Source organism: Vibrio sp. 10N.261.54.E10, assembly GCF_002877735.2.
Lineage (GTDB): Bacteria > Pseudomonadota > Gammaproteobacteria > Enterobacterales > Vibrionaceae > Vibrio > Vibrio crassostreae_C.
The window spans coordinates 463,543-483,383 of sequence record NZ_MCXE02000001.1; the positions used below are offsets into that span (position 1 = coordinate 463,543).

Consider the following 19,841-nt stretch of genomic DNA (forward strand, 5'->3'; position numbering starts at 1 on the left):
TCGCTAATCCCCTAGACTTTTTATTCAAGAGTGCGTATAAAACGCACTCTTTTCTTTTTCTCAGAAATAAATTGGCGGCAACAATGCGTGAATTGACCACTCCAGCTTCAGAAAACTATGACCAACGATTTGGTGGCACCCGTCGCCTATATGGCAATAGTGAAGTCGACATACTTAGAGCAGCACACGTGTGTGTGATCGGTATTGGTGGTGTCGGTTCATGGGCGGTTGAAGCGCTTGCTCGTACTGGTTTAGGTGAGCTGACTTTGATCGATATGGATGATGTGTGTGTGACCAACATCAACCGTCAGATCCACGCAATGTCGGGTACCGTTGGTAAAAGCAAAATCGAAGTGATGGCAGAGCGCGTTAAGCTGATTAACCCTGAGTGTAAAGTTAACCTGATTGACGACTTCATCGGCCCAGACAATCAGGCTGAATACCTGTCGAAAGAGTTCGACTTTGTATTAGATGCGATTGACAGTATGAAAGCTAAGGCTTCACTGTTGGCATATTGTCGTAGCAACAAAATTAAGGTGATCACCACTGGTGGTGCGGGTGGTCAAATCGATCCGACTCAAATCAAAGTGGCTGATCTGACGAAGACGATTCAAGATCCGCTCGCGAAGAAGCTAAAAGATACCCTTCGTCGTCATCATAATTTCCCTAAGAATTCAGCACGTAAGTTTGGTATCGATTGTGTGTTCTCAACTGAACAGCTGAAATACCCTCAAGCTGACGGCAGTGTATGTGCTGCGAAAGCAACAGCGGAAGGTCCAAAACGCATGGACTGTGCGACGGGTTTTGGCGCTGCTACAGTGGTCACCGCGACTTTTGGTTTTGTGGCTGTTTCACGTATTGTTGAAAAGCTGATTCAAAAGCACTCTAAGTAGTTCTCTATTATTTGCTTGAGAACACTAAACCATTGTTACCTGTACATTTAGTCATAATCTATTGGATATTAAAATGATGTCATTCCCAAGCTCTCCATTCGGCACTGAAATTACCAGTGATGATATTGTCGCGAAGATGCAGACATTCAGCGGCTGGGAAGATCGTTATCGCCAAGTGATTCAATGGGGTAAGAAATTACCTAGCATGCCTGATGAGCTGAAGAGTGAGCAGGTTGTAGTTTCTGGTTGTGAAAGCCAAGTCTGGCTAGTTTCTCAGAACATCGACGGTGTTTGGTATTTTTGTGCTGATTCTGATGCTCGTATCGTGCGCGGTCTGATTGCATTAGTGATGGCTGCGTATGATGGAAAAACATCAGAGCAGGTTCAAGCGTTCGATATTGATGGTTACTTTGAACAAATCGGTTTAATTACCCACCTTAGCCCATCTCGCGGGAACGGATTAAAAGCGATCGTTGCTCAAATCCAAGAGCTAAGTGCTTAATATCTCTTAGATACACAGAAACGAAAAGGGTTGACGCTAAACGCCAACCCTAAATAATCTCGCTACAGCATATCAACAGCTTTTTCTATCGCAACGATAAGCTTATCAACGTCATCCATGTTGTTGTAAATACCAAATGAAATTCGAACCGTTCCTTTTACATTAAGCGCATCCATCAATGGGTGAGCACAATGATGCCCTGCACGTACCGCGATCCCTTGCTGATCCAACAGTGTCGCAATGTCTTGATGGTGAACACCATCCATCACAAAAGTAATCACACTTGCGTTGGGTTGATACCCTAAAACTTGAATGTCATCCAGTTTACTGAGCGCAAGGTAGGTCTCGTGTTGTAGCTGGTGGATATGATTTTCGACATCTTGCTGTGCAAAACCACGTAACCATTCTATTGCAGTGCTTAATGCTATCGCCCCTGCCACATTTGGCGTGCCCGCTTCGAATTTGCCAGGCAGTTCTGAAAAAGTAGTGCCAGAGAAAGAGACGCGCTCGACCATTTTGCCACCACCATGCCAAGGTGGCATCGCTTCTAACAATTCAAGCTTGCCGTAAAGCACACCGATGCCCGCAGGGGCATAGAGCTTGTGACCTGAGAAAACGTAGAAATCTGCACCTAAAGCAGCAACATCAACTGATTCATGAACGATGCCTTGCGCACCATCGACCACAACAATCGCATTCATCTTGTGTGCTTTTTCTATGACGGCTTCAATCGGCTGACGAGAACCCGTCACGTTGGTTATCTGAGCTAATGCAACAATCTTGGTTCGTTCATTTAAAAGCGTATCAAACGCGACTAGGTCAAATTCACAATCCGATGTCATCGGTACTTTAACGACTTTAGCCCCGGTTTGTTCTGCCACAATTTGCCAAGGGACAATGTTAGCGTGATGCTCCATTTCACTCACTAAAATCTCATCGCCAGGCTGAAGAGTACTTCTTGCGTAAGTTTGAGCAATTAAATTGAGCGCCTCGGTGGCACCACGAGTCCAGATGATCTCTTTTGAAGAGCTTGCACCGATAAACTGAGCGACCTTATCTCTGGCTGCTTCAAACTGACTGGTCGCGTTCGCTGTTAAACTATGGCTACCGCGGTGAACATTGGCATTTTGCTTGGAGTAATACTGGCTAATGGCATCAATAACTACCTGAGGTTTTTGTGTCGTTGCCGCGCTGTCTAAGTAAATCAATGGTTGTTGATTGATGGTTTGTGATAGCGCAGGGAACTGCTCTCGGATGTGATTGATATCAAGCATCTATTCTTACCTAAAATCTTGGAAATTGGTGCCAGCGTTATGCTTAGCGGTATTGTTATTTTATCGCGACTTGTTGACCGTTGCTGACTAATCTTGATGATTCCAGCTATTTTCTTGCTCTTTGACCTGATCGAACAGTTTTTGGTTAACGGGAACTTCTATCTGATGCTTAAGCGCTGTTTTTATTAGGTGTCCAGTGATGAAGTCGATCTCTGTCTTACGTTGGTAAAACATATCCTGCTTCATGGATGAGTTGTTTTGAGCCGTAGCGTGGATAACCTTGTTGACACTTGCTTCTAATCCGTCGAATGAACAAGCTATCTCTTCGGCCTGCATAACTTGTGTGAGCTCTTCAACGATAGAACTTAAAATACCCTCAAACCTTTGGTCTGCAAGTTCACCATTCTTGATTTGTTCCAACCCAGTAAGTGGGTTGATAGCACAATTTATGGCGAGTTTAGTCCAAAGCGCGGTTTTTATTTGTGGGTTCCAACTCACAGCGGGGAGAGCATGATCCAACACATCAACTAAAAACGTGCACTGCTGACCCGTTTGGTTAAAAGCACCTAACTGGGTTTGCCCTATTCCTGTGTGAGATACACTATTACGATCAGGTTTGAATGCTGCTTGGGTCGTGGTTGCCAATACTATCGGGTGAGTATCAATTTGAGTGGCGATGTTGTCGACCGCCCCCATTCCGTTATGCATGAATATGAGAATGGTGTCGGGATCGAGATGTTGAAGCAGTGGAGTGGTTGCTTCTGCTATTTGCCAAGCTTTGACCGTGAAAATAACCAAGTCACTCGCTGATAGCTTTTCGATATTGTTGTTACTGAAGGAAAGGGAAGCTTGTCCATCAAGTGATAAGTCAATTGAGTTATCAGTGGAACGACTCCACAAAGACACATTATGACCCGCTTTAAGCAGTTTTATCGTCCATAAAGAGCCGATAGCTCCAGGTCCAACAATAGTGATGTTCACAGCAATACCGAGATAAGAAAGTGATGCTGCAAGGATAGCGAGGCATTAAATGAAAGCAATAAAAAATGGCACCCGAGGGTGCCATTTTATCTAATGAAGTTTTAACTTGATTAGAAGTTGTACTGTAGACGGTAGATGATTAGATCTTGGTAGTCTTTACGTGCAAGCTTGTTCACTGTGTAACGGTAAAGAACACCAGTTGACCAGTTTTGGTGGAAGTTCCATAGTGCATTGATACTACCATTTAGACCGTAGTCGCCACCTTGAACTTCTGAGTACTCATCGTTACGAGCAAATTCATATTCGCCCCAAGTTGAGAACGTAAAGTTTTGACCTGCAATGTCAGTATTGTAGTAACCAACCCAACCAGCCATACCACCGTTAGAACCGCTGATATCACCAGAGTTAATTTGGTGTGCACCGATGAATGGTGTGAATGCCCAACCGTCACCGCTTAGACCAGTATAGCCAAGACCAAGAACACGGTTTTGCTCATGGAAACCAGCATCAGTATCTGTGTTGTAAACTTGTGCGTAAAGGCTAACTTTAGTATCCATTAGGTTGTAGTGGATAGTACCTTTAGTTGAAGCTCCGCGATCATCACCTGAACGATCAACACCTTCGTAGTCGTAGAAGCCGTAGATTTGACCCCAGTCAAATGCAGCACCGCCTTCGATACCAATAACAGCTTGGTTACGATCTGAGATGTCACCACCGAAGTTATCGTCATCGTTACCAAAGCCTTGGTCCCAAACTTGGTAATCAGCATACATGCTACCAAAGCCATATAAGTATTCTGCCTGAGCAGGGATTGCTGTTGCAGCTGCAACTACGCCAAGAGCTAAAAGTGATTTACGCATAATGGAACTCTCTATGTTAAAAATGAATAACCCGCTAATCCGTGCGTGTTTATGATGTCCGAATGCCGAGCATAATAGCGATTTTGTTCTCAAATAAAAGTGAGACAGAGTGAAAACTACAATTATTAATTTGAAGTTGATCACACTAATGATCTAAATGATGGAACTTTAAGGTGGTAATGCATCTTGATGCACCTTGGATTCTATTGATTTTGTGAAATCTGATTATTTTGTAGATAAATTGGTGAATTGATGCTCTAAGCAAACGATTATACTAAATAGAGTGATATGCATATCAAAATCAACAGTATTCGTTTCTAAGCGTTTTCTCTTAAAAAATGACAATTCAACCCGTCTTACAATCCAGTCTTTGATCTATCTTTGACCGAAAACGGTGGGTATTGCTGGCAGCACTCCGGCGCTAAGTGATGTGAAATTCAAAGATTATGCGAATGGCATTTATGTTGCGGCGGGGTCTTACTTTGTGACGATTACTGTAGCGGGTCAGCCTTTGGTTGTGGCGATTGATGATTCGATGGGAACAGGTTTTAATCTTATCGTGAGCGACACAACAGACTAGATCTGAAGACCGAACGTAAAAGAGGGAAGCTCAATGCTACCCTCTTATCATTTTTTTTGACTCTATTCTTGATTGTTTTTGGCTTTTTCTAATAAATCCGTGAAAAAGTGGCGTAACGAATAGAGCATGATCAAACTCGGTATCACCATGAGTGCAGTCAGTATAAAGAAGGTTGACCAGTCATTGAGGTAATCAACCAACTCACCACTGAAGGAAGCCAGCGTTGTTCGACCGAAATTGCCCAAGGATGCGAGTAATGCATATTGTGTCGCTGAGAATGCTTGCCCGGTTAATAGCGTTAAGAAAGAGACAAAAGCTACTGTTGAAAAGGCGGTTGTGAAGTTATCGACAATAATCGTTGCCAAGAACAAGGTTTCACTCGGGCCAGTGTGAGCGATCCACGCAAACATTAGATTACTGGCCGCCATTGCCACACCGCCGATCATCAGTCCGCGTACAATGCCGAATTTTACATTGAAGACGCTGCCTACCAAAGTGAAGAATATGGTTGCGCCCCAACCAATTAACTTCGAATAGTGGCCGATCTGTTCGTTACTGAAACCTATCTCTTTATAGAAGGTGATCGACATGCGACCTAGGAAGGCTTCACCTATCTTAAATAGGAATACGAACAGCAGTAGGGTGATGGCAACTTGAACTCCGTTTCGTTTGAAGAAGTCATAAAACGGTTCTAACACGGTAACACTGAACCAAGCCACGACTTTCGAACCGACAACCTTATTGTGGCGTTGCTGAGCCTGTTCTTGCAGGGCTTCGCGTTGTGTATTTGGCTCTCCGACAAAAAGAGTAAACAGCATTAGTACGACAACGACGCCTGCCATTCCGTAATACACGCCATTCCAACCGATTGAGTCTGCGTTAATAAAGGCAAGGTAGCCTGGTAGAGAATACCCCGTCCACCAACCAATTACGGCCATTGCAGAAGCTTGCGGCAGTTTTGATGCTTCGGATTTTGGGAAGGTATCAATACGAAATGCATCAATCGCGATGTCTTGCGTGGCTGAGGCAATGGCAATAGCGAGCGCCAACATTGAAGTAAACGCCAAGTTCTCTGCGGGATTGACGCCTGCGATGAATAAGGTACCGATTAAAACAATGGATTGGCAGAAAAAGATCCAACTGCGTCGCTGGCCGAGTATTGCGTGAAGCACCGGCAGTTTTACTCGGTCTACCAATGGTGCCCATAGAAAGTTAATCGCATACACGGCAAACACACTGCCAAAGTAGCCGATGGCAGCACGCGTTAAACCTGCATCTTTTAGCCAACCAGACATATTGGATCCAATAAGAACCCATGGGAAGCCACTCGAACAGCCGAGCATAAACACCCAAAGTAGGCGTTTATCTAGGTAGCTGCGGAAAGTCTGCATCCAAGAAAGAGAGGGAGTGCCTGATGACATAGGGCGTCCTTGTGTAGAAAAACGCCCTTAAGAAATAAGGGCGTTAGATTGGATTACTTAAGAAGGGTCACTTTAGTGATGACGATTGGGTCAACTGGTATGTCTGACATGCGGCCCATTCGCTTGGTTGGAATCGTTGCCATCTTTTGAACAACATCAAAACCTTCAGTTACTTTGCCGAATACAGCGTAGCCTGGGTTGCTACCTTTTGCGTTCAAGAAGTCATTATCAGAGAAGTTAATGAAGAACTGACGAGTTGCAGAATCTGGCGCATTAGTACGAGCCATCGCGATTGTTGCTGTATCGTTCTTCAAGCCATTGCTGCCTTCATTCTTGATAGGAGCGTAAGTTGCTTGTTGATTCATCTCTTGATCGAAGCCGCCACCTTGAGCCATAAAGCCAGGAATAACACGGTGGAAGATAGTGCCTTCGTAGCTGCCGTCAGCAACGTATTTTAGGAAGTTCTCCGCACTAACCGGTGCTTGTTCTTGGTTAAGCTCAATAGTGAAGTCGCCTAATGTTGTTTCCACGTTTACTTTAGGACCAGCCCAAACGCTCACGCTCACTAGCATTAATGCGATAGAAGATAAAATACGACCCATTAGAAACGTTCCTTCATGTAAGTTTGTAGCTCTTGGTCGTTAGCGATCTCAGTAAGAACCAAGTTGATCACGTCATTAAGAACCATAGAGATGTCGTCGTTAGATGCACTCAATGCACCAGTGCGTGTTGCAGTGCCGTTGAATGTTTTAACTAGTTTGCCTTCAGGCGTTTCAGCGGTAACTTCAAGCGTTACTTTACCGTCCATTTTGTTTTCCATAATGGTGTGCTCTACGGTAACGAGTGCTTCTTGAATCTCTAAAACAATCGAGTTTTCACTGTTTACGCTCGCACGAAAACCTTGAGACTCTAACTGCTGTGCAACAGCATTTTCTAGAGAAATACGCATGTTTTGCTTAGCGTGAATTGGCTGAATGTTTGAACGGCCACTATCAACCAATGCAACATATTGAGCGGCACGAACATCTTTACTGGTTAGTGTGTATGTTTTGCCTTGTACAAGGTTGCTTGAGCTTAGTGAAGCTTCTGGCATTACATTGATCTGTTCTTGCTGAGGGGCTGAACATGCTGTCAAAGCCATAATAGAAGCAGCCAAAATCAGTTTTTTCATTCCTTTATCCTTTCTAAATTCACACCAGAAGCTCGGTATCTTAAATTCTTGTGAAGTCGTTTCTGCTTATTTATTAAAATTCGCAGGTTCTCTTGTTGCTTGTAATATCTCAAATTTTTGGTTTAGTTCAAGCGTTTCAACGTTAGCTTCACCAAATAGTCTTGCTAGTTTGACATCGTATCCGAGGTGTCGGTTGCCAATAACAATTAATTTGCCTCCATTGCTTAGAACATGCTTTGCATCACAGAACATTTGCCACGCAATGTGATCCGTAATCGCTTGTTGCTGATGGAATGGAGGATTACACATCACTAAGTAGGTGCTGTTTTTCTTGAAGCCATCTAAACAGTTGTTGGCGATGAACTGGAAGTTGCCTTCTTCACCAAGGTTATCTTTGACGTTTTGGCGCGCCGATTCCACCGCCATAAAGCTTTCATCCACACAGGTGATACGGGCTTGTGGGTTCAATTGCCCTGCTTTTACACTCAATACACCGTTGCCACAACCAAGATCGATGATATGACGTAGCTCAGGATCTTGAGGGATGTGCTCTAGCATATAGCGAGCGCCTTGATCGAGTGCTTCCCCTGAGTAAACATTTGGTAAATTTTTCAGGCGGATATCTTCACCGTCTACATCCCATTCAACAAAAGGCTCTACCGTTTGAATTGGCTGGCAGTTTGGAGATGAGAAGACTAAGCGGTGTTTTTTCTTCGCTAGTGATGTTTTGGTTTCGCCTAGGTATTTTTCGAACAGGTTAAGCGTAGAGGTGTGAATCTCTTTTACCTTGTTGACGCCGATCACTTGGCAGCCTTCAGGCAATGCTTGGCGTAGCTGACTCAATTGCCAGATTAGGTGACGATTTGTTTTTGGCAGCTGCATGATCACAAGATCGATACCGTGTGGGATATCATCCATCGTGTTCAAGAAGTTCACTCGGTTACTTTGATTGCGCTGCAAGTTTTTCAGGGCACCACGGTGAGAGATAAATGAGTCGCTCATCATAGTGACATCATGATCTTTCGAGAACCAAGCGGATAGGGCACCGAAGCTGTCGTTCATGATCAGGATGTGTTTGCCAGGTTCGAGGTTCATCTCTTCAACATGACTGATCAGGTATTCGTCGCCCGCATCCCAAGCTTGAAGGGTTTCATTTGAACGTTTCGGGAAACGATGTAAGGTTAAAGTTCTATCGTGAAGGGTAAGTTCGGTTTTCATTGCTTGAGATACTTATGTAAGAAATAACAAAGATATTGTCTCAAATGCAGGCTAAACAAGATAGAAAAAACTCAACCAAACCGATGCCGTCTGCAATGAAATACTCAGACAGTCGACCTGTTAGGGTTTATAATCACCTCACAGTAATGCCAATACGTTATTAAGGAATCACAATGATCCAAGAAGTTATCGAAACAAAATTGCACAATGAGTTTTCACCAAGTCATTTAAGCGTGGTGAATGAGAGCTATATGCACAATGTTCCGGCTGGTTCTGAGAGTCATTTTAAAGTGATTGTTGTCAGTGATGTGTTTGAAGGTTTGCGTCTTATTGCTCGTCATCGAGCGGTAAATAAGGCACTTTCAGAAGAGTTAGCCAATAATATCCACGCACTGTCTATTCACACTTATACAAAAGATGAATGGATGAAGCAGCTAGATAGCGTGCCAGACAGTCCAATGTGTATGGGTGGCGGAAAGTAAGAAGGCCTATATACAGAGAAAAGCGCCATGGCGCTTTTTTTGTCGTCAAACGTATGTATTTTTCGTTCTTATATCACCCAAACTGATGTCAAATTGAACGAGCTCAAATACCTACAATGAGTAATGTTTTTATTAACAGTGTTTCAACATAACTAGTAAAATATTAGTTTGTGACAGAGTATTAATCTCTTGTTTAAAACACGATTCAAAAGCCATTTTATCTGTGCGGCTCGTCAAATTTATACATATTTGAGAGGCCATATGCTTCAAATCTCACCAAATAAAGGCTGTATTCAAGTTATTGGTCATGGCATCGAGTTGTCAAAAAATGCTAGAATATCGCACCTGATAAATCTCACATGATTCGTGTGGTGATTTTATTATGAAAATGTTGCGATTTTGGTATCTCAAATTTACCAAAACCGGACACTGTAATGTCGTGTCTAAGGGCGAGTTTAAAACGTCCTGAATTTACGCAATTAAAAGAATCTTTTTCCCGATAAAGTAGTGCAAGTGCGTATGATTACAATAAATAAGGGTTTGGATCTTCCTATCGCAGGAACTCCATCCCAGGTGATTAATGATGGTAAGTCCATCACTAAAGTCGCCTTGCTTGGCGAAGAGTACGTTGGTATGCGTCCTACGATGCATGCTCGCGTTGGTGATGAAGTGAAGAAAGGCCAAGTTCTTTTTGCAGATAAAAAGAACCCAGGTGTTGTATTTACTTCTCCAGCAAGCGGTAAAGTTATTGAAGTGAACCGTGGTGCTAAGCGTGTTCTTCAATCAGTAGTGATTGAAGTAGCAGGCAATGAGCAAATCACGTTCAATAGCTATGAAGCTAACCAACTAGTAGGCCTTGACCGTGAAACGGTTAAAGCTCAGTTAGTTGAGTCTGGCGCATGGACCGCTTTGCGAACTCGTCCGTTCAGCAAGGTTCCAGCAGTTGATTCTGAAACTCAGGCTATTTTCGTTACTGCTATGGATACTAATCCGCTAGCAGCTGAGCCAGAATTAATCATTAACGAGCAGTCTGATGCTTTCGTTGCTGGTTTAGATCTTCTTTCAACTCTGACTAACGGTAAAGTGTACGTTTGTAAAAAAGGTACTAGCTTACCTCGTTCAGCTCAGTCTAACGTTGAAGAACATGTTTTTGATGGCCCACACCCTGCAGGTCTTGCAGGCACGCATATGCATTACCTATATCCGGTAAATGCACAAAATGTAGCGTGGAGCATTAACTACCAAGATGTTATCGCATTCGGTAAGCTTTTCCTTACTGGTGAGATTTACTCTGAGCGTGTTGTTTCTCTGGCTGGTCCAGTGGTGAACAACCCACGTCTAGTTCGTACTCAAATTGGTGCTAGCCTTGAAGAGTTGACAGACAGCGAGTTAATGCCAGGCGAAGTTCGTGTGATTTCTGGTTCTGTACTTACGGGTACTGAAGCAACAGGTCCACATGCTTTCCTTGGTCGTTACCATCAGCAAGTTTCTGTTCTACGTGAAGGTCGTGATAAAGAGCTATTCGGCTGGGCTATGCCTGGTAAGAACAAGTTCTCTGTTACTCGTTCATTCCTTGGTCACCTGTTTAAAGGTCAGTTGTTCAACATGACAACGACAACAAACGGTAGTGACCGCTCAATGGTTCCAATTGGTAACTACGAGCGCGTAATGCCTCTAGATATGGAACCTACATTGCTGCTTCGTGATCTATGTGCAGGCGACATTGATAGTGCTCAAGCACTAGGTGCGTTAGAGCTAGACGAAGAAGATGTAGCATTGTGTACCTTTGTATGTCCAGGTAAGTACGAGTACGGTCAACTACTTCGTGAATGCCTAGATACGATTGAGAAGGAAGGGTAATTTTCATGGGCCTTAAAAAGTTTCTTGAAGACATCGAGCATCATTTTGAGCCAGGTGGTAAACACGAGAAGTGGTTTGCGCTTTACGAAGCAGCAGCGACAGTGTTCTACACGCCAGGTCTTATTACAAAGAAAAGCTCGCACGTTCGTGATAGCGTTGATTTAAAACGTATCATGATCATGGTTTGGTTCGCGGTATTCCCAGCAATGTTCTGGGGTATGTACAACGCGGGTGGCCAAGCTATCGCAGCACTTAACCATATGTATGCAGGTGCTGAACTAGCATCTGTTATCAGTGGTAACTGGCACTACTGGCTAACCGAAATGCTTGGAGCCTCCTTAGGAGCCGATGCAGGTGTTGGCAGCAAGATGCTACTTGGTGCGACTTACTTCCTACCTATCTACGCAACGGTATTCATCGTTGGTGGTTTCTGGGAAGTTCTGTTCTGTATGGTGCGTAAGCACGAAGTAAACGAAGGTTTCTTTGTTACTTCTATCTTATTCGCGCTTATCGTTCCGCCAACACTTCCTCTATGGCAAGCAGCACTAGGTATTACCTTCGGTGTTGTAGTCGCTAAAGAGATCTTCGGTGGTACGGGTCGTAACTTCCTGAACCCTGCACTTGCTGGCCGTGCGTTCCTATTCTTTGCATACCCTGCACAGATTTCAGGTGACGTAGTTTGGACTGCTGCAGATGGTTTCTCTGGTGCAACTGCTCTTAGCCAATGGGCTCAAGGCGGCGGTAGCGCACTAATGAACGTAACATCTGGTGAAGCAATCACTTGGATGGACGCATTCATTGGTAACATCCCAGGTTCTATCGGTGAAGTATCGACTCTAGCACTTATGATCGGTGCTGCGATGATCGTTTACATGCGTATCGCTTCATGGCGAATCATTGCTGGTGTAATGATCGGTATGATTGCTGTGTCTACGCTGTTTAACGTGATCGGTTCTGATACTAACGCAATGTTCAGCATGCCTTGGCACTGGCACCTAGTTCTAGGTGGCTTCGCATTCGGTATGTTCTTCATGGCGACTGACCCAGTATCAGCTTCATTTACCAACAAAGGTAAGTGGTGGTACGGCATCCTAATCGGCGCAATGTGTGTAATGATTCGTGTAGTTAACCCTGCATACCCAGAAGGCATGATGCTTGCGATTCTATTCGCAAACCTATTTGCTCCTCTGTTTGACCACGTTGTAATCGAGAAGAACATTAAGCGGAGACTAGCGCGCTATGGCAAGTAATAACGATAGCATTAAAAAGACGCTGTTTGTTGTTATCGCATTGAGCCTAGTGTGCTCAATCATCGTTTCAACAGCTGCAGTTGTTCTTAAACCTAAGCAACAAGCTAACGCGGTTCTAGATCAGCAAACTAAGATCCTTGAAGTTGCGGGCATTGAACTTGCGGGTAATATCCCTGAACTGTACGCAGAGAACATTGAACCTCGTCTAGTTGATTTCGCTACTGGCGATTTCGTTGACGGCGATGCTGCTGCATACGACCAACGTAAAGCGGCAAAAGATCCAGCTCAGTCAATCAAGCTTTCAGCTGAAGATGACATCGCTAAGATCCTTCGTCGTGCTAACACGGGTACTGTATACCTTGTGAAAGATGGCGCTGAAACTTCTAAAGTTATCATCCCTGTTCACGGTAACGGTCTATGGTCAATGATGTACGCATTCGTTGCGGTAGAAACTGATGGCAACACAGTTTCTGGTATCACTTACTACGAGCAAGGTGAAACTCCTGGACTTGGTGGTGAAGTTGAGAACCCATCTTGGCGCGCTCAATTCGTTGGTAAGAAATTATTCGACGAAAACCACAAACCTGCTATTCAGGTTGTTAAAGGTGGCGCTCCTCAAGGTTCTGAGCACGGTGTAGATGGCCTTTCTGGTGCAACACTGACTAGCGTTGGTGTTCAACATACATTTGACTTCTGGTTAGGTGATATGGGCTTTGGTCCGTTCCTAGCAAAAGTTCGTGACGGAGGTCTGAACTAATGTCTAGTGCAAAAGAAATTAAAAAGAGCATCTTAGCGCCGGTGTTGGACAACAACCCAATCGCGCTACAGGTTCTTGGTGTGTGTTCTGCTCTTGCGGTAACCACTAAGCTAGAAACAGCATTTGTTATGACTATCGCGGTAATGTTCGTTACTGCTCTGTCTAACTTCTTCGTTTCTTTGATCCGTAACCACATTCCTAACAGTGTGCGTATCATCGTTCAGATGGCAATTATCGCATCACTAGTAATCGTGGTAGACCAAGTGCTTAAAGCATACCTATACGATATCTCTAAGCAGCTATCTGTATTCGTAGGCCTAATCATTACTAACTGTATTGTAATGGGTCGTGCTGAAGCATTCGCAATGAAGTCTGCGCCAATCCCATCTCTAATCGATGGTCTTGGTAACGGTCTTGGTTACGGTTTCGTTCTTATCACTGTTGGTTTCTTCCGTGAGCTTCTAGGCTCTGGCAAACTATTTGGTATGGAAGTACTACCTCTAGTGAGCAACGGTGGTTGGTATCAGCCAAACGGCTTGATGCTTCTAGCACCTTCTGCATTCTTCCTAATTGGTTTCTTGATTTGGGCAATTCGTGTGTTCAAACCAGAACAAGTAGAAGCGAAGGGGTAAGGTAGTCATGGAACATTATATTAGTCTGCTAGTTAAATCGATTTTCATCGAAAACATGGCGCTTTCTTTCTTCCTAGGTATGTGTACATTCCTAGCGGTATCTAAGAAAGTTAAAACTTCTTTTGGTCTTGGTGTTGCGGTAGTTGTAGTACTTACAATCGCTGTTCCTGTAAACAACCTTGTTTACACACACATCCTGAAAGAAAACGCGCTTGTTGAAGGTGTCGATTTAAGTTTCCTTAACTTCATCGCATTCATCGGTGTTATCGCGGCACTTGTACAAATCCTAGAGATGGTTCTAGACCGTTTCTTCCCACCTTTGTACAACGCACTAGGTATCTTCCTTCCACTGATCACAGTTAACTGTGCAATCTTTGGTGGTGTATCTTTCATGGTAACTCGTGACTACAACTTTGCTGAATCTGTTGTTTACGGCTTCGGTTCTGGTGTGGGTTGGATGTTAGCTATCGTTGCTCTTGCGGGTATCCGTGAGAAGATGAAGTACTCTGACGTACCTCCAGGTCTTCGTGGCCTTGGTATCACGTTCATTACTGTTGGTCTGATGGCGTTAGGCTTTATGTCTTTCTCTGGTGTTCAACTGTAGGGTAAGCACCCAGTAATAAGGAATAACAAATGTTTAGTATTATTCTTGGCGTAGCGATGTTTACCATTATTGTACTGGCTCTAGTACTAGTGATTCTTTTCGCTAAGTCTAAGTTAGTACCATCAGGTGACATCACTATTTCAGTAAACGGCGACCCTGAAAAGGCGATCGTTACTCAACCTGGTAGCAAGCTACTTGGTGCCCTGGCTGGCGCTGGTATCTTCGTATCTTCTGCTTGTGGTGGCGGTGGCTCTTGTGGTCAGTGTCGTGTAAAAGTTAAGTCTGGTGGTGGCGACATCCTTCCAACTGAACTTGATCACATCACAAAAGGTGAAGCTCGCGAAGGCGAACGTCTTGCATGTCAAGTTGCTATGAAAACTGACATGGAGATTGAACTAGACGAAGATATCTTTGGTGTTAAAAAGTGGGAATGTACTGTTATCTCGAATAACAACGAAGCTACTTTCATCAAAGAACTTGCTCTAGCGATCCCTGAAGGTGAAGAAGTTCCGTTCCGCGCGGGTGGTTACATTCAGATTGAAGCTGAACCACATCACGTGAAATACGCAGATTACGATATTCCTGAGGAATACCGTGGTGACTGGGATAAGTTCAACTTGTTCCGTTATGAGTCTATCGTTAAAGAGCATTCGATCCGTGCTTACTCTATGGCTTCATACCCAGAAGAGAAAGGCATCATCAAGCTTAACGTGCGTATCGCAACTCCGCCGCCAAACAACCCTGACGTAGCTCCTGGTGTTATGTCTTCATACATCTGGTCTCTTAAAGAAGGCGACAAATGTACTATTTCTGGTCCATTTGGTGAGTTCTTTGCTAAAGACACAGACAATGAAATGGTATTCATCGGTGGTGGTGCAGGTATGGCGCCTATGCGTTCTCATATCTTCGACCAACTTAAGCGTCTTAAGTCTACTCGTAAGATGTCTTACTGGTATGGCGCACGTTCTAAGCGTGAGATGTTCTACATTGAAGATTTCGATGGCCTAGCGGCTGCAAACGAAAACTTCGTGTGGCACTGTGCACTGTCTGATCCTCAACCAGAGGACAACTGGGACGGTTACACTGGTTTCATCCACAATGTACTGTACGAAAACTACCTGAAGGATCACGAAGCTCCTGAAGATTGTGAGTACTACATGTGTGGTCCACCGATGATGAACGCTGCTGTTATCGGCATGCTGAAAGATCTTGGTGTAGAAGATGAAAACATCCTACTAGATGACTTCGGTGGTTAATCCACTTAAGTGATTGATATTATGGCTGACTCCTACGAGTCAGCCATTTGTTTTTCTAAGACAGCTTTTGACAACATACTGGCTTATATAAGAAAGAGTAAGGCATTCAAAATACCTATTTTTTACTCTTATTTTTCCTTATATAAATCCTCAACATTAGACAGGAGTAAGCAAGTGAGAATTTGGCTTGTTGCATTAACTTCTTTGATTTTTCTTGCGGGCTGTGAGCAGTCAAGAGAGCAAGTGCATTTGAGTGGCCCAACGATGGGCACGAGTTACAATATTAAATACATCAATGGTGATGAATTTCCTGAGTCTAATGAAGTTCATACAGAGATCGATCGTCTACTTGAAGAAGTAAACGACCAGATGTCGACTTACCGTGAAGATTCCGAATTAAGCCGTTTCAACCAGCATAAAGGTGCGGATGCGTTCGAAGTATCTGAGCAAACAGCGACGGTTGTGAAAGAAGCGATTCGTTTGAACGGTCTTACTGAAGGAGCTCTGGATGTAACGGTTGGTCCGTTAGTTAACTTATGGGGTTTTGGTCCTGAAGCTCGTCCTGAAGTTGTGCCATCAGATGAAGAGCTGGCGGCTCGCAAGGCTAAGATTGGTATCCATCATCTTAGTGTTGAAGGCAACATGTTGAAGAAAGACCTACCTAACCTGTATGTCGATCTATCCACGATTGCAAAAGGTTGGGGTGTTGACGTCGTCGCTGACTACCTTGATTCTATCGGTATTCACAACTACATGGTTGAAGTCGGTGGCGAAATTCGTCTGAAAGGTTTAAACCGTGAGAACGTGGGCTGGCGTATCGCGATTGAGAAACCAAGCGTTGATGAGCGTAATATCCAAGAGATCATCGAGCCGGGTGATATGGCTATCGCAACCTCTGGTGATTACCGTAACTATTTTGAACGTGATGGTGTTCGTTACTCACACATCATCAACCCTGAAACAGGAAAGCCTCTTCACCATAAAGTGGTTTCTGTGACTGTTTTAAACCCGTCTTCAATGACTGCAGACGGCTTATCTACGGGCCTTATGGTCTTAGGTGAGGAAAAAGGAATGGAAGTCGCAAACCAACATAACATCCCAGTGTTCATGGTGGTAAAAACAGCAGATGGCTTTAAAGAAATTGCTTCTGAAGCATTTAAGCCATACTTAGGTAAATAAGGTAAGCGAGATAATTATGAATACATTTCTGATTACATTTGGTGTTTTTCTTGCAGTAATCGCAGCGATGTCAATTGGCTACATTATCCAAAAGAAAGTTGTGAAAGGTAGCTGTGGCGGTTTGGGTGCTGTTGGTATTGATAAAGTATGTAACTGCCCTGAACCTTGTGACGCGCGTAAGAAGCGTGAAGCACGTGAAGCTTACCGTGAAGAGAAGCTGGCTGAGCGTCAACAAAAAGAAGCGGCTTGGAGTAAAGACCGTATCGCTTAATTGGTGACAGTCATAGGGGATAGAGTTATCTATGCCCTCAAATTGAAAAGCTCAAGATTATCGTCTTGAGCTTTTTTAGTTTTGAGGTCTAGCAATTAATCTTGGTATACCAAAAATGGAAACAGAGGCGAATGACTATTGTTCGATTTGCATGCTGTTACGCGCAAACACTAGTTGGTTTCTACCTTGCTCTTTTGCCGTATAAAGAAGCTCATCAGCGGCTTTGATCTGCTCATCTAGCTTCGCGTCTAAATCGGTTACGCCGATACTGATACTGACCTTGATTCTTTGAGAGTCATGCTCAACAACATGGCTTTCAATGGCTTCTCTCATGGACTCTAAGTTGTCAACAAAGCTCTCAAACGAACCACACGACTGAATACAAAATTCTTCGCCACCGAAGCGTACAGCAACATCATCTTTAAAATGGTCTTTGATGATCTTGCCGACTTCCACGAGGACTGCATCACCACCATCGTGACCGTAGGTGTCGTTCACTTTCTTGAAGAAGTCGATATCCATCATGGCTATACTGCGCTGCTCACAACCTTTACATGTTTGATTGAACAGGTAACGACGGTTCCATAAGCCAGTAAGAGCATCCTCGTTGGCATGTCGAAATAGCTCGTTGGCCGCTTCTTTCATATCAAGCAGTTGATGGATACGGCAAAAAAATTCTTCTTGGTTAAAAGGCTTGTAAAGGAAGTCGTTAGCCCCCGCTTTAAGGAATCGAGCTGTCATGGTGCGATCATCGCTGCCTGATAACCCTAGAATAGCCAACTGGTTTCTGTCGTGATCGCGTCGTATCTCACGGATCATCGCTATACCGTCTTTCTTCGGCATATCATGGTCTGTAACAACGAACGTAATATCGGGATCGTTATGAAGGAGCTTTAATGCTTGTTCGCCATCTTCGGCTTGGATAGTTTGGATATATTGGTGTTCTAGAAGTTGAGCTATGTAACGGCGAACGACCGCTGAATCATCGACAACCAATGCTTTGTGATGGCGATTATTCGAAATTCTTTGAACCAGGGGAAGTAGGTAGCTTACTGATGACATACTGTCTTTAAGTATGTAATCGATAACGCCTTTGGCTAGGACTTGCTCTCGCAGTTGATTGTCGAACATCCCGGTCAGGACAATGATTTTCTGTTGATAGCCTAAGACGAGATCAATGATCTCGCCGTCTTGGCCGTCAGGTAAACAGTAGTCGAGGACTGCACACAAGAAATCCGTTTCTTGCTCTAAGATCGCTTTGGCTTCTTCTACAGATTCCGCCAACGCAACTTCATAGCCATCGTTCTTAAATTGTTGGTAAAGATAGTTTCTGAATGCGCGACTATCCTCTACCACTAGTATTTTTTCACTCAAAAGCTATCCCTACTTATAGACTAAATACTCCTAACAATACTATCAGAATAGTGGGCGGCGAATGAAGTGAAACCTGTTGAGCTGGACTCCAGATCATTTTAAATCTGAGAATAATTGATTATACTGTTCATAGATACAGTTGTAAGGTTGAGTTATTTCCAAATGTGCAGTTCGGACCAAGAGAAAGTCAGAAAAATAATCCATGTCGATATGGATTGTTTTTACGCGGCTGTAGAAATGCGAGATAACCCAGCATATCGAAATCGCCCGTTGGCTGTTGGTGGGCATGAAAAGCAACGCGGTGTTTTGAGCACCTGTAATTATGAAGCCCGCAAGTTTGGTGTTCGCTCTGCAATGCCGACCGGAAAAGCCCTACAGCTTTGTCCTAATCTATTGGTTGTGCCGGGAAGGATGTCGGTCTATGTCGAGATATCTAAAAAGATCCGCGAAATATTCTCTCGATATACATCAATCATTGAACCTCTTTCTTTGGATGAAGCTTTCCTAGATGTTACCGATTCTAAGCAGTGTCACGGTTCAGCAACACTCATTGCCGAGTCGATTCGCCGTGATATTTGGAACGAACTGAACCTGACCGCTTCTGCTGGTATTGCACCGATTAAATTCTTGGCGAAAGTGGCCTCGGATCTGAATAAGCCCAATGGTCAGTTTGTGATCCCTCCACAGGACGTTCAAGCTGTGATTGATGAGCTGCCACTTGAAAAGATTCCCGGTGTTGGCAAGGTGAGCATTGAAAAGCTGCACCAAGCGGGTTTCTTTACTTGTAAGGATATCAAAGAGTCTGACTATCGAGACCTGCTACTCAAGTTTGGCCGTCAAGGTGCATCACTCTGGAAGCGCAGTCATGGCATTGATGATCGAGAAGTTATCATCGAGCGCGAGCGAAAATCGGTAGGTGTAGAGCGCACCTTTACCCAAAACATTTCAAGCTACGCAGAATGTTGGCAGGTAATCGAAGATAAGCTATTTCCTGAACTCGAGACTCGCTTAGAAAAGGCTAGCCCAAGCAAAGCGATCATCAAGCAGGGCATTAAGCTCAAGTTCGCCGACTTTCAACAAACCACGATTGAACACATCCATGCCTCTCTCGATCGTGAACACTTCAAAGAGCTGCTTAGTGAAATACTGAAAAGACAACAGGGGCGAGAAATACGCCTGCTTGGTTTAAGCGTAATGCTGCAACCTAAAGACCAAATGCGTCAGTTGAGCTTCTTTTAAAGATAATGAGTGAGATGAATACCGACTACGCTTCATA

Annotated in this window: 20 protein-coding genes and 1 pseudogene; 13 read left to right on the top strand and 8 right to left on the bottom strand. The window is 44.0% G+C overall.

Annotated features, from left to right (window positions below; genetic code table 11):
- The first annotated feature begins 83 nt into the window (after positions 1-83).
- On the top strand, positions 84-893 hold the full coding sequence (tcdA, locus tag BCU07_RS01905; RefSeq protein ID WP_102428262.1) for a tRNA cyclic N6-threonylcarbamoyladenosine(37) synthase TcdA: 810 nt from the start codon (positions 84-86) through the stop codon (positions 891-893).
- Between the two features lie 73 nt (positions 894-966).
- Positions 967-1,395, top strand: a complete 429-nt coding sequence (gene csdE, locus BCU07_RS01910; RefSeq protein ID WP_017087709.1) for a cysteine desulfurase sulfur acceptor subunit CsdE — start codon at positions 967-969, stop codon at positions 1,393-1,395.
- 62 nt (positions 1,396-1,457) lie between these two features.
- Here the strand turns inward: csdE and csdA are convergent, their stop codons facing one another.
- The 3 genes from csdA to BCU07_RS01925 form a co-directional block, all read right to left on the bottom strand.
- On the bottom strand, positions 1,458-2,669 hold the full coding sequence (gene csdA / locus BCU07_RS01915; protein WP_102428261.1) for a cysteine desulfurase CsdA: 1,212 nt from the start codon (positions 2,667-2,669) through the stop codon (positions 1,458-1,460).
- Between the two features lie 87 nt (positions 2,670-2,756).
- Complete coding sequence (gene panE, locus BCU07_RS01920; RefSeq protein WP_102428260.1) at positions 2,757-3,650, bottom strand: 2-dehydropantoate 2-reductase; 894 nt, start codon at positions 3,648-3,650, stop codon at positions 2,757-2,759.
- A gap of 110 nt (positions 3,651-3,760) precedes the next feature.
- Complete coding sequence (locus BCU07_RS01925) at positions 3,761-4,510, bottom strand: outer membrane protein OmpK (RefSeq protein ID WP_102428259.1); 750 nt, start codon at positions 4,508-4,510, stop codon at positions 3,761-3,763.
- A gap of 360 nt (positions 4,511-4,870) precedes the next feature.
- Here BCU07_RS01925 and BCU07_RS01930 point away from each other — a divergent pair.
- Positions 4,871-5,090, top strand: a pseudogene (locus tag BCU07_RS01930) (2-dehydropantoate 2-reductase); the annotation flags it as partial.
- A gap of 62 nt (positions 5,091-5,152) precedes the next feature.
- Here BCU07_RS01930 and BCU07_RS01935 read toward each other — a convergent pair.
- The 4 genes from BCU07_RS01935 to BCU07_RS01950 form a co-directional block, all read right to left on the bottom strand.
- Entirely contained in the window at positions 5,153-6,511 is a 1,359-nt protein-coding gene (locus tag BCU07_RS01935) for an AmpG family muropeptide MFS transporter (RefSeq protein ID WP_102428258.1), read from the bottom strand.
- Positions 6,512-6,564: 53 nt separating this feature from the next.
- Positions 6,565-7,113, bottom strand: coding sequence for a peptidylprolyl isomerase (locus BCU07_RS01940; RefSeq protein WP_017059906.1), 549 nt, complete (start codon positions 7,111-7,113; stop codon positions 6,565-6,567).
- Positions 7,113-7,682: a YajG family lipoprotein gene (locus BCU07_RS01945; protein ID WP_017059907.1), complete on the bottom strand. Its 570-nt coding sequence runs from the start codon at positions 7,680-7,682 to the stop codon at positions 7,113-7,115. The genes BCU07_RS01940 and BCU07_RS01945 overlap by 1 nt, the downstream gene beginning before the upstream one ends.
- A 66-nt stretch (positions 7,683-7,748) precedes the next feature.
- Positions 7,749-8,900, bottom strand: a complete 1,152-nt coding sequence (locus BCU07_RS01950) for a methyltransferase (RefSeq protein ID WP_017068516.1) — start codon at positions 8,898-8,900, stop codon at positions 7,749-7,751.
- 173 nt (positions 8,901-9,073) lie between these two features.
- Here BCU07_RS01950 and bolA point away from each other — a divergent pair, with 173 nt between their 5' ends.
- The 9 genes from bolA to nqrM all read left to right on the top strand — a co-directional run bounded on the left by bolA (position 9,074) and on the right by nqrM (position 17,191).
- A complete protein-coding gene (gene bolA / locus BCU07_RS01955) occupies positions 9,074-9,382 on the top strand; it encodes a transcriptional regulator BolA (protein WP_010439043.1) in 309 nt (102 codons plus the stop codon).
- 519 nt (positions 9,383-9,901) lie between these two features.
- Positions 9,902-11,242 carry a Na(+)-translocating NADH-quinone reductase subunit A gene (locus tag BCU07_RS01960; protein ID WP_032547482.1) on the top strand — a complete coding sequence of 447 codons (1,341 nt, stop codon included), beginning with the start codon at positions 9,902-9,904 and terminating at the stop codon, positions 11,240-11,242.
- Between the two features lie 5 nt (positions 11,243-11,247).
- A complete protein-coding gene (locus BCU07_RS01965; protein ID WP_017067139.1) occupies positions 11,248-12,492 on the top strand; it encodes an NADH:ubiquinone reductase (Na(+)-transporting) subunit B in 1,245 nt (414 codons plus the stop codon).
- On the top strand, positions 12,482-13,249 hold the full coding sequence (locus BCU07_RS01970) for a Na(+)-translocating NADH-quinone reductase subunit C (protein WP_017059911.1): 768 nt from the start codon (positions 12,482-12,484) through the stop codon (positions 13,247-13,249). The genes BCU07_RS01965 and BCU07_RS01970 overlap by 11 nt, the downstream gene beginning before the upstream one ends.
- Positions 13,249-13,881, top strand: coding sequence for an NADH:ubiquinone reductase (Na(+)-transporting) subunit D (locus BCU07_RS01975; protein ID WP_008223083.1), 633 nt, complete (start codon positions 13,249-13,251; stop codon positions 13,879-13,881). Before BCU07_RS01970 ends, BCU07_RS01975 begins: the two co-directional genes overlap by 1 nt.
- Positions 13,882-13,888: 7 nt before the next feature.
- Complete coding sequence (nqrE, locus tag BCU07_RS01980) at positions 13,889-14,485, top strand: NADH:ubiquinone reductase (Na(+)-transporting) subunit E (RefSeq protein ID WP_009848375.1); 597 nt, start codon at positions 13,889-13,891, stop codon at positions 14,483-14,485.
- A gap of 29 nt (positions 14,486-14,514) precedes the next feature.
- Positions 14,515-15,741, top strand: a complete 1,227-nt coding sequence (nqrF, locus tag BCU07_RS01985; RefSeq protein ID WP_017059912.1) for an NADH:ubiquinone reductase (Na(+)-transporting) subunit F — start codon at positions 14,515-14,517, stop codon at positions 15,739-15,741.
- Positions 15,742-15,915: 174 nt separating this feature from the next.
- Complete coding sequence (locus BCU07_RS01990; protein ID WP_017059913.1) at positions 15,916-16,920, top strand: FAD:protein FMN transferase; 1,005 nt, start codon at positions 15,916-15,918, stop codon at positions 16,918-16,920.
- A 16-nt stretch (positions 16,921-16,936) separates the two neighbouring features.
- On the top strand, positions 16,937-17,191 hold the full coding sequence (gene nqrM / locus BCU07_RS01995) for a (Na+)-NQR maturation NqrM (protein WP_009848378.1): 255 nt from the start codon (positions 16,937-16,939) through the stop codon (positions 17,189-17,191).
- 135 nt (positions 17,192-17,326) lie between these two features.
- Here nqrM and BCU07_RS02000 read toward each other — a convergent pair whose 3' ends face one another.
- Entirely contained in the window at positions 17,327-18,565 is a 1,239-nt protein-coding gene (locus BCU07_RS02000) for a response regulator (RefSeq protein ID WP_102333772.1), read from the bottom strand.
- A 162-nt stretch (positions 18,566-18,727) separates the two neighbouring features.
- Here BCU07_RS02000 and dinB point away from each other — a divergent pair, with 162 nt between their 5' ends.
- Positions 18,728-19,804: a DNA polymerase IV gene (gene dinB / locus BCU07_RS02005; protein ID WP_102428257.1), complete on the top strand. Its 1,077-nt coding sequence runs from the start codon at positions 18,728-18,730 to the stop codon at positions 19,802-19,804.
- Positions 19,805-19,841: the final 37 nt, after the last annotated feature.

Excerpts from the sequence above, each read along its gene's own strand:
- tcdA (WP_102428262.1), top strand. The coding sequence starts at position 84 with ATGCGTGAATTGACCACTCCAGCTTCAGAAAACTATGACCAACGATTT.
- csdE (WP_017087709.1), top strand. The coding sequence starts at position 967 with ATGATGTCATTCCCAAGCTCTCCATTCGGCACTGAAATTACCAGTGAT.
- csdA (WP_102428261.1), bottom strand. The coding sequence starts at position 2,669 with ATGCTTGATATCAATCACATCCGAGAGCAGTTCCCTGCGCTATCACAA.
- BCU07_RS01925 (WP_102428259.1), bottom strand. The coding sequence starts at position 4,510 with ATGCGTAAATCACTTTTAGCTCTTGGCGTAGTTGCAGCTGCAACAGCA.
- BCU07_RS01935 (WP_102428258.1), bottom strand. The coding sequence starts at position 6,511 with ATGTCATCAGGCACTCCCTCTCTTTCTTGGATGCAGACTTTCCGCAGC.
- BCU07_RS01940 (WP_017059906.1), bottom strand. The coding sequence starts at position 7,113 with ATGGGTCGTATTTTATCTTCTATCGCATTAATGCTAGTGAGCGTGAGC.
- BCU07_RS01945 (WP_017059907.1), bottom strand. The coding sequence starts at position 7,682 with ATGAAAAAACTGATTTTGGCTGCTTCTATTATGGCTTTGACAGCATGT.
- BCU07_RS01950 (WP_017068516.1), bottom strand. The coding sequence starts at position 8,900 with ATGAAAACCGAACTTACCCTTCACGATAGAACTTTAACCTTACATCGT.
- bolA (WP_010439043.1), top strand. The coding sequence starts at position 9,074 with ATGATCCAAGAAGTTATCGAAACAAAATTGCACAATGAGTTTTCACCA.
- BCU07_RS01960 (WP_032547482.1), top strand. The coding sequence starts at position 9,902 with ATGATTACAATAAATAAGGGTTTGGATCTTCCTATCGCAGGAACTCCA.
- BCU07_RS01965 (WP_017067139.1), top strand. The coding sequence starts at position 11,248 with ATGGGCCTTAAAAAGTTTCTTGAAGACATCGAGCATCATTTTGAGCCA.
- BCU07_RS01970 (WP_017059911.1), top strand. The coding sequence starts at position 12,482 with ATGGCAAGTAATAACGATAGCATTAAAAAGACGCTGTTTGTTGTTATC.
- BCU07_RS01975 (WP_008223083.1), top strand. The coding sequence starts at position 13,249 with ATGTCTAGTGCAAAAGAAATTAAAAAGAGCATCTTAGCGCCGGTGTTG.
- nqrE (WP_009848375.1), top strand. The coding sequence starts at position 13,889 with ATGGAACATTATATTAGTCTGCTAGTTAAATCGATTTTCATCGAAAAC.
- nqrF (WP_017059912.1), top strand. The coding sequence starts at position 14,515 with ATGTTTAGTATTATTCTTGGCGTAGCGATGTTTACCATTATTGTACTG.
- nqrM (WP_009848378.1), top strand. The coding sequence starts at position 16,937 with ATGAATACATTTCTGATTACATTTGGTGTTTTTCTTGCAGTAATCGCA.
- dinB (WP_102428257.1), top strand. The coding sequence starts at position 18,728 with ATGTGCAGTTCGGACCAAGAGAAAGTCAGAAAAATAATCCATGTCGAT.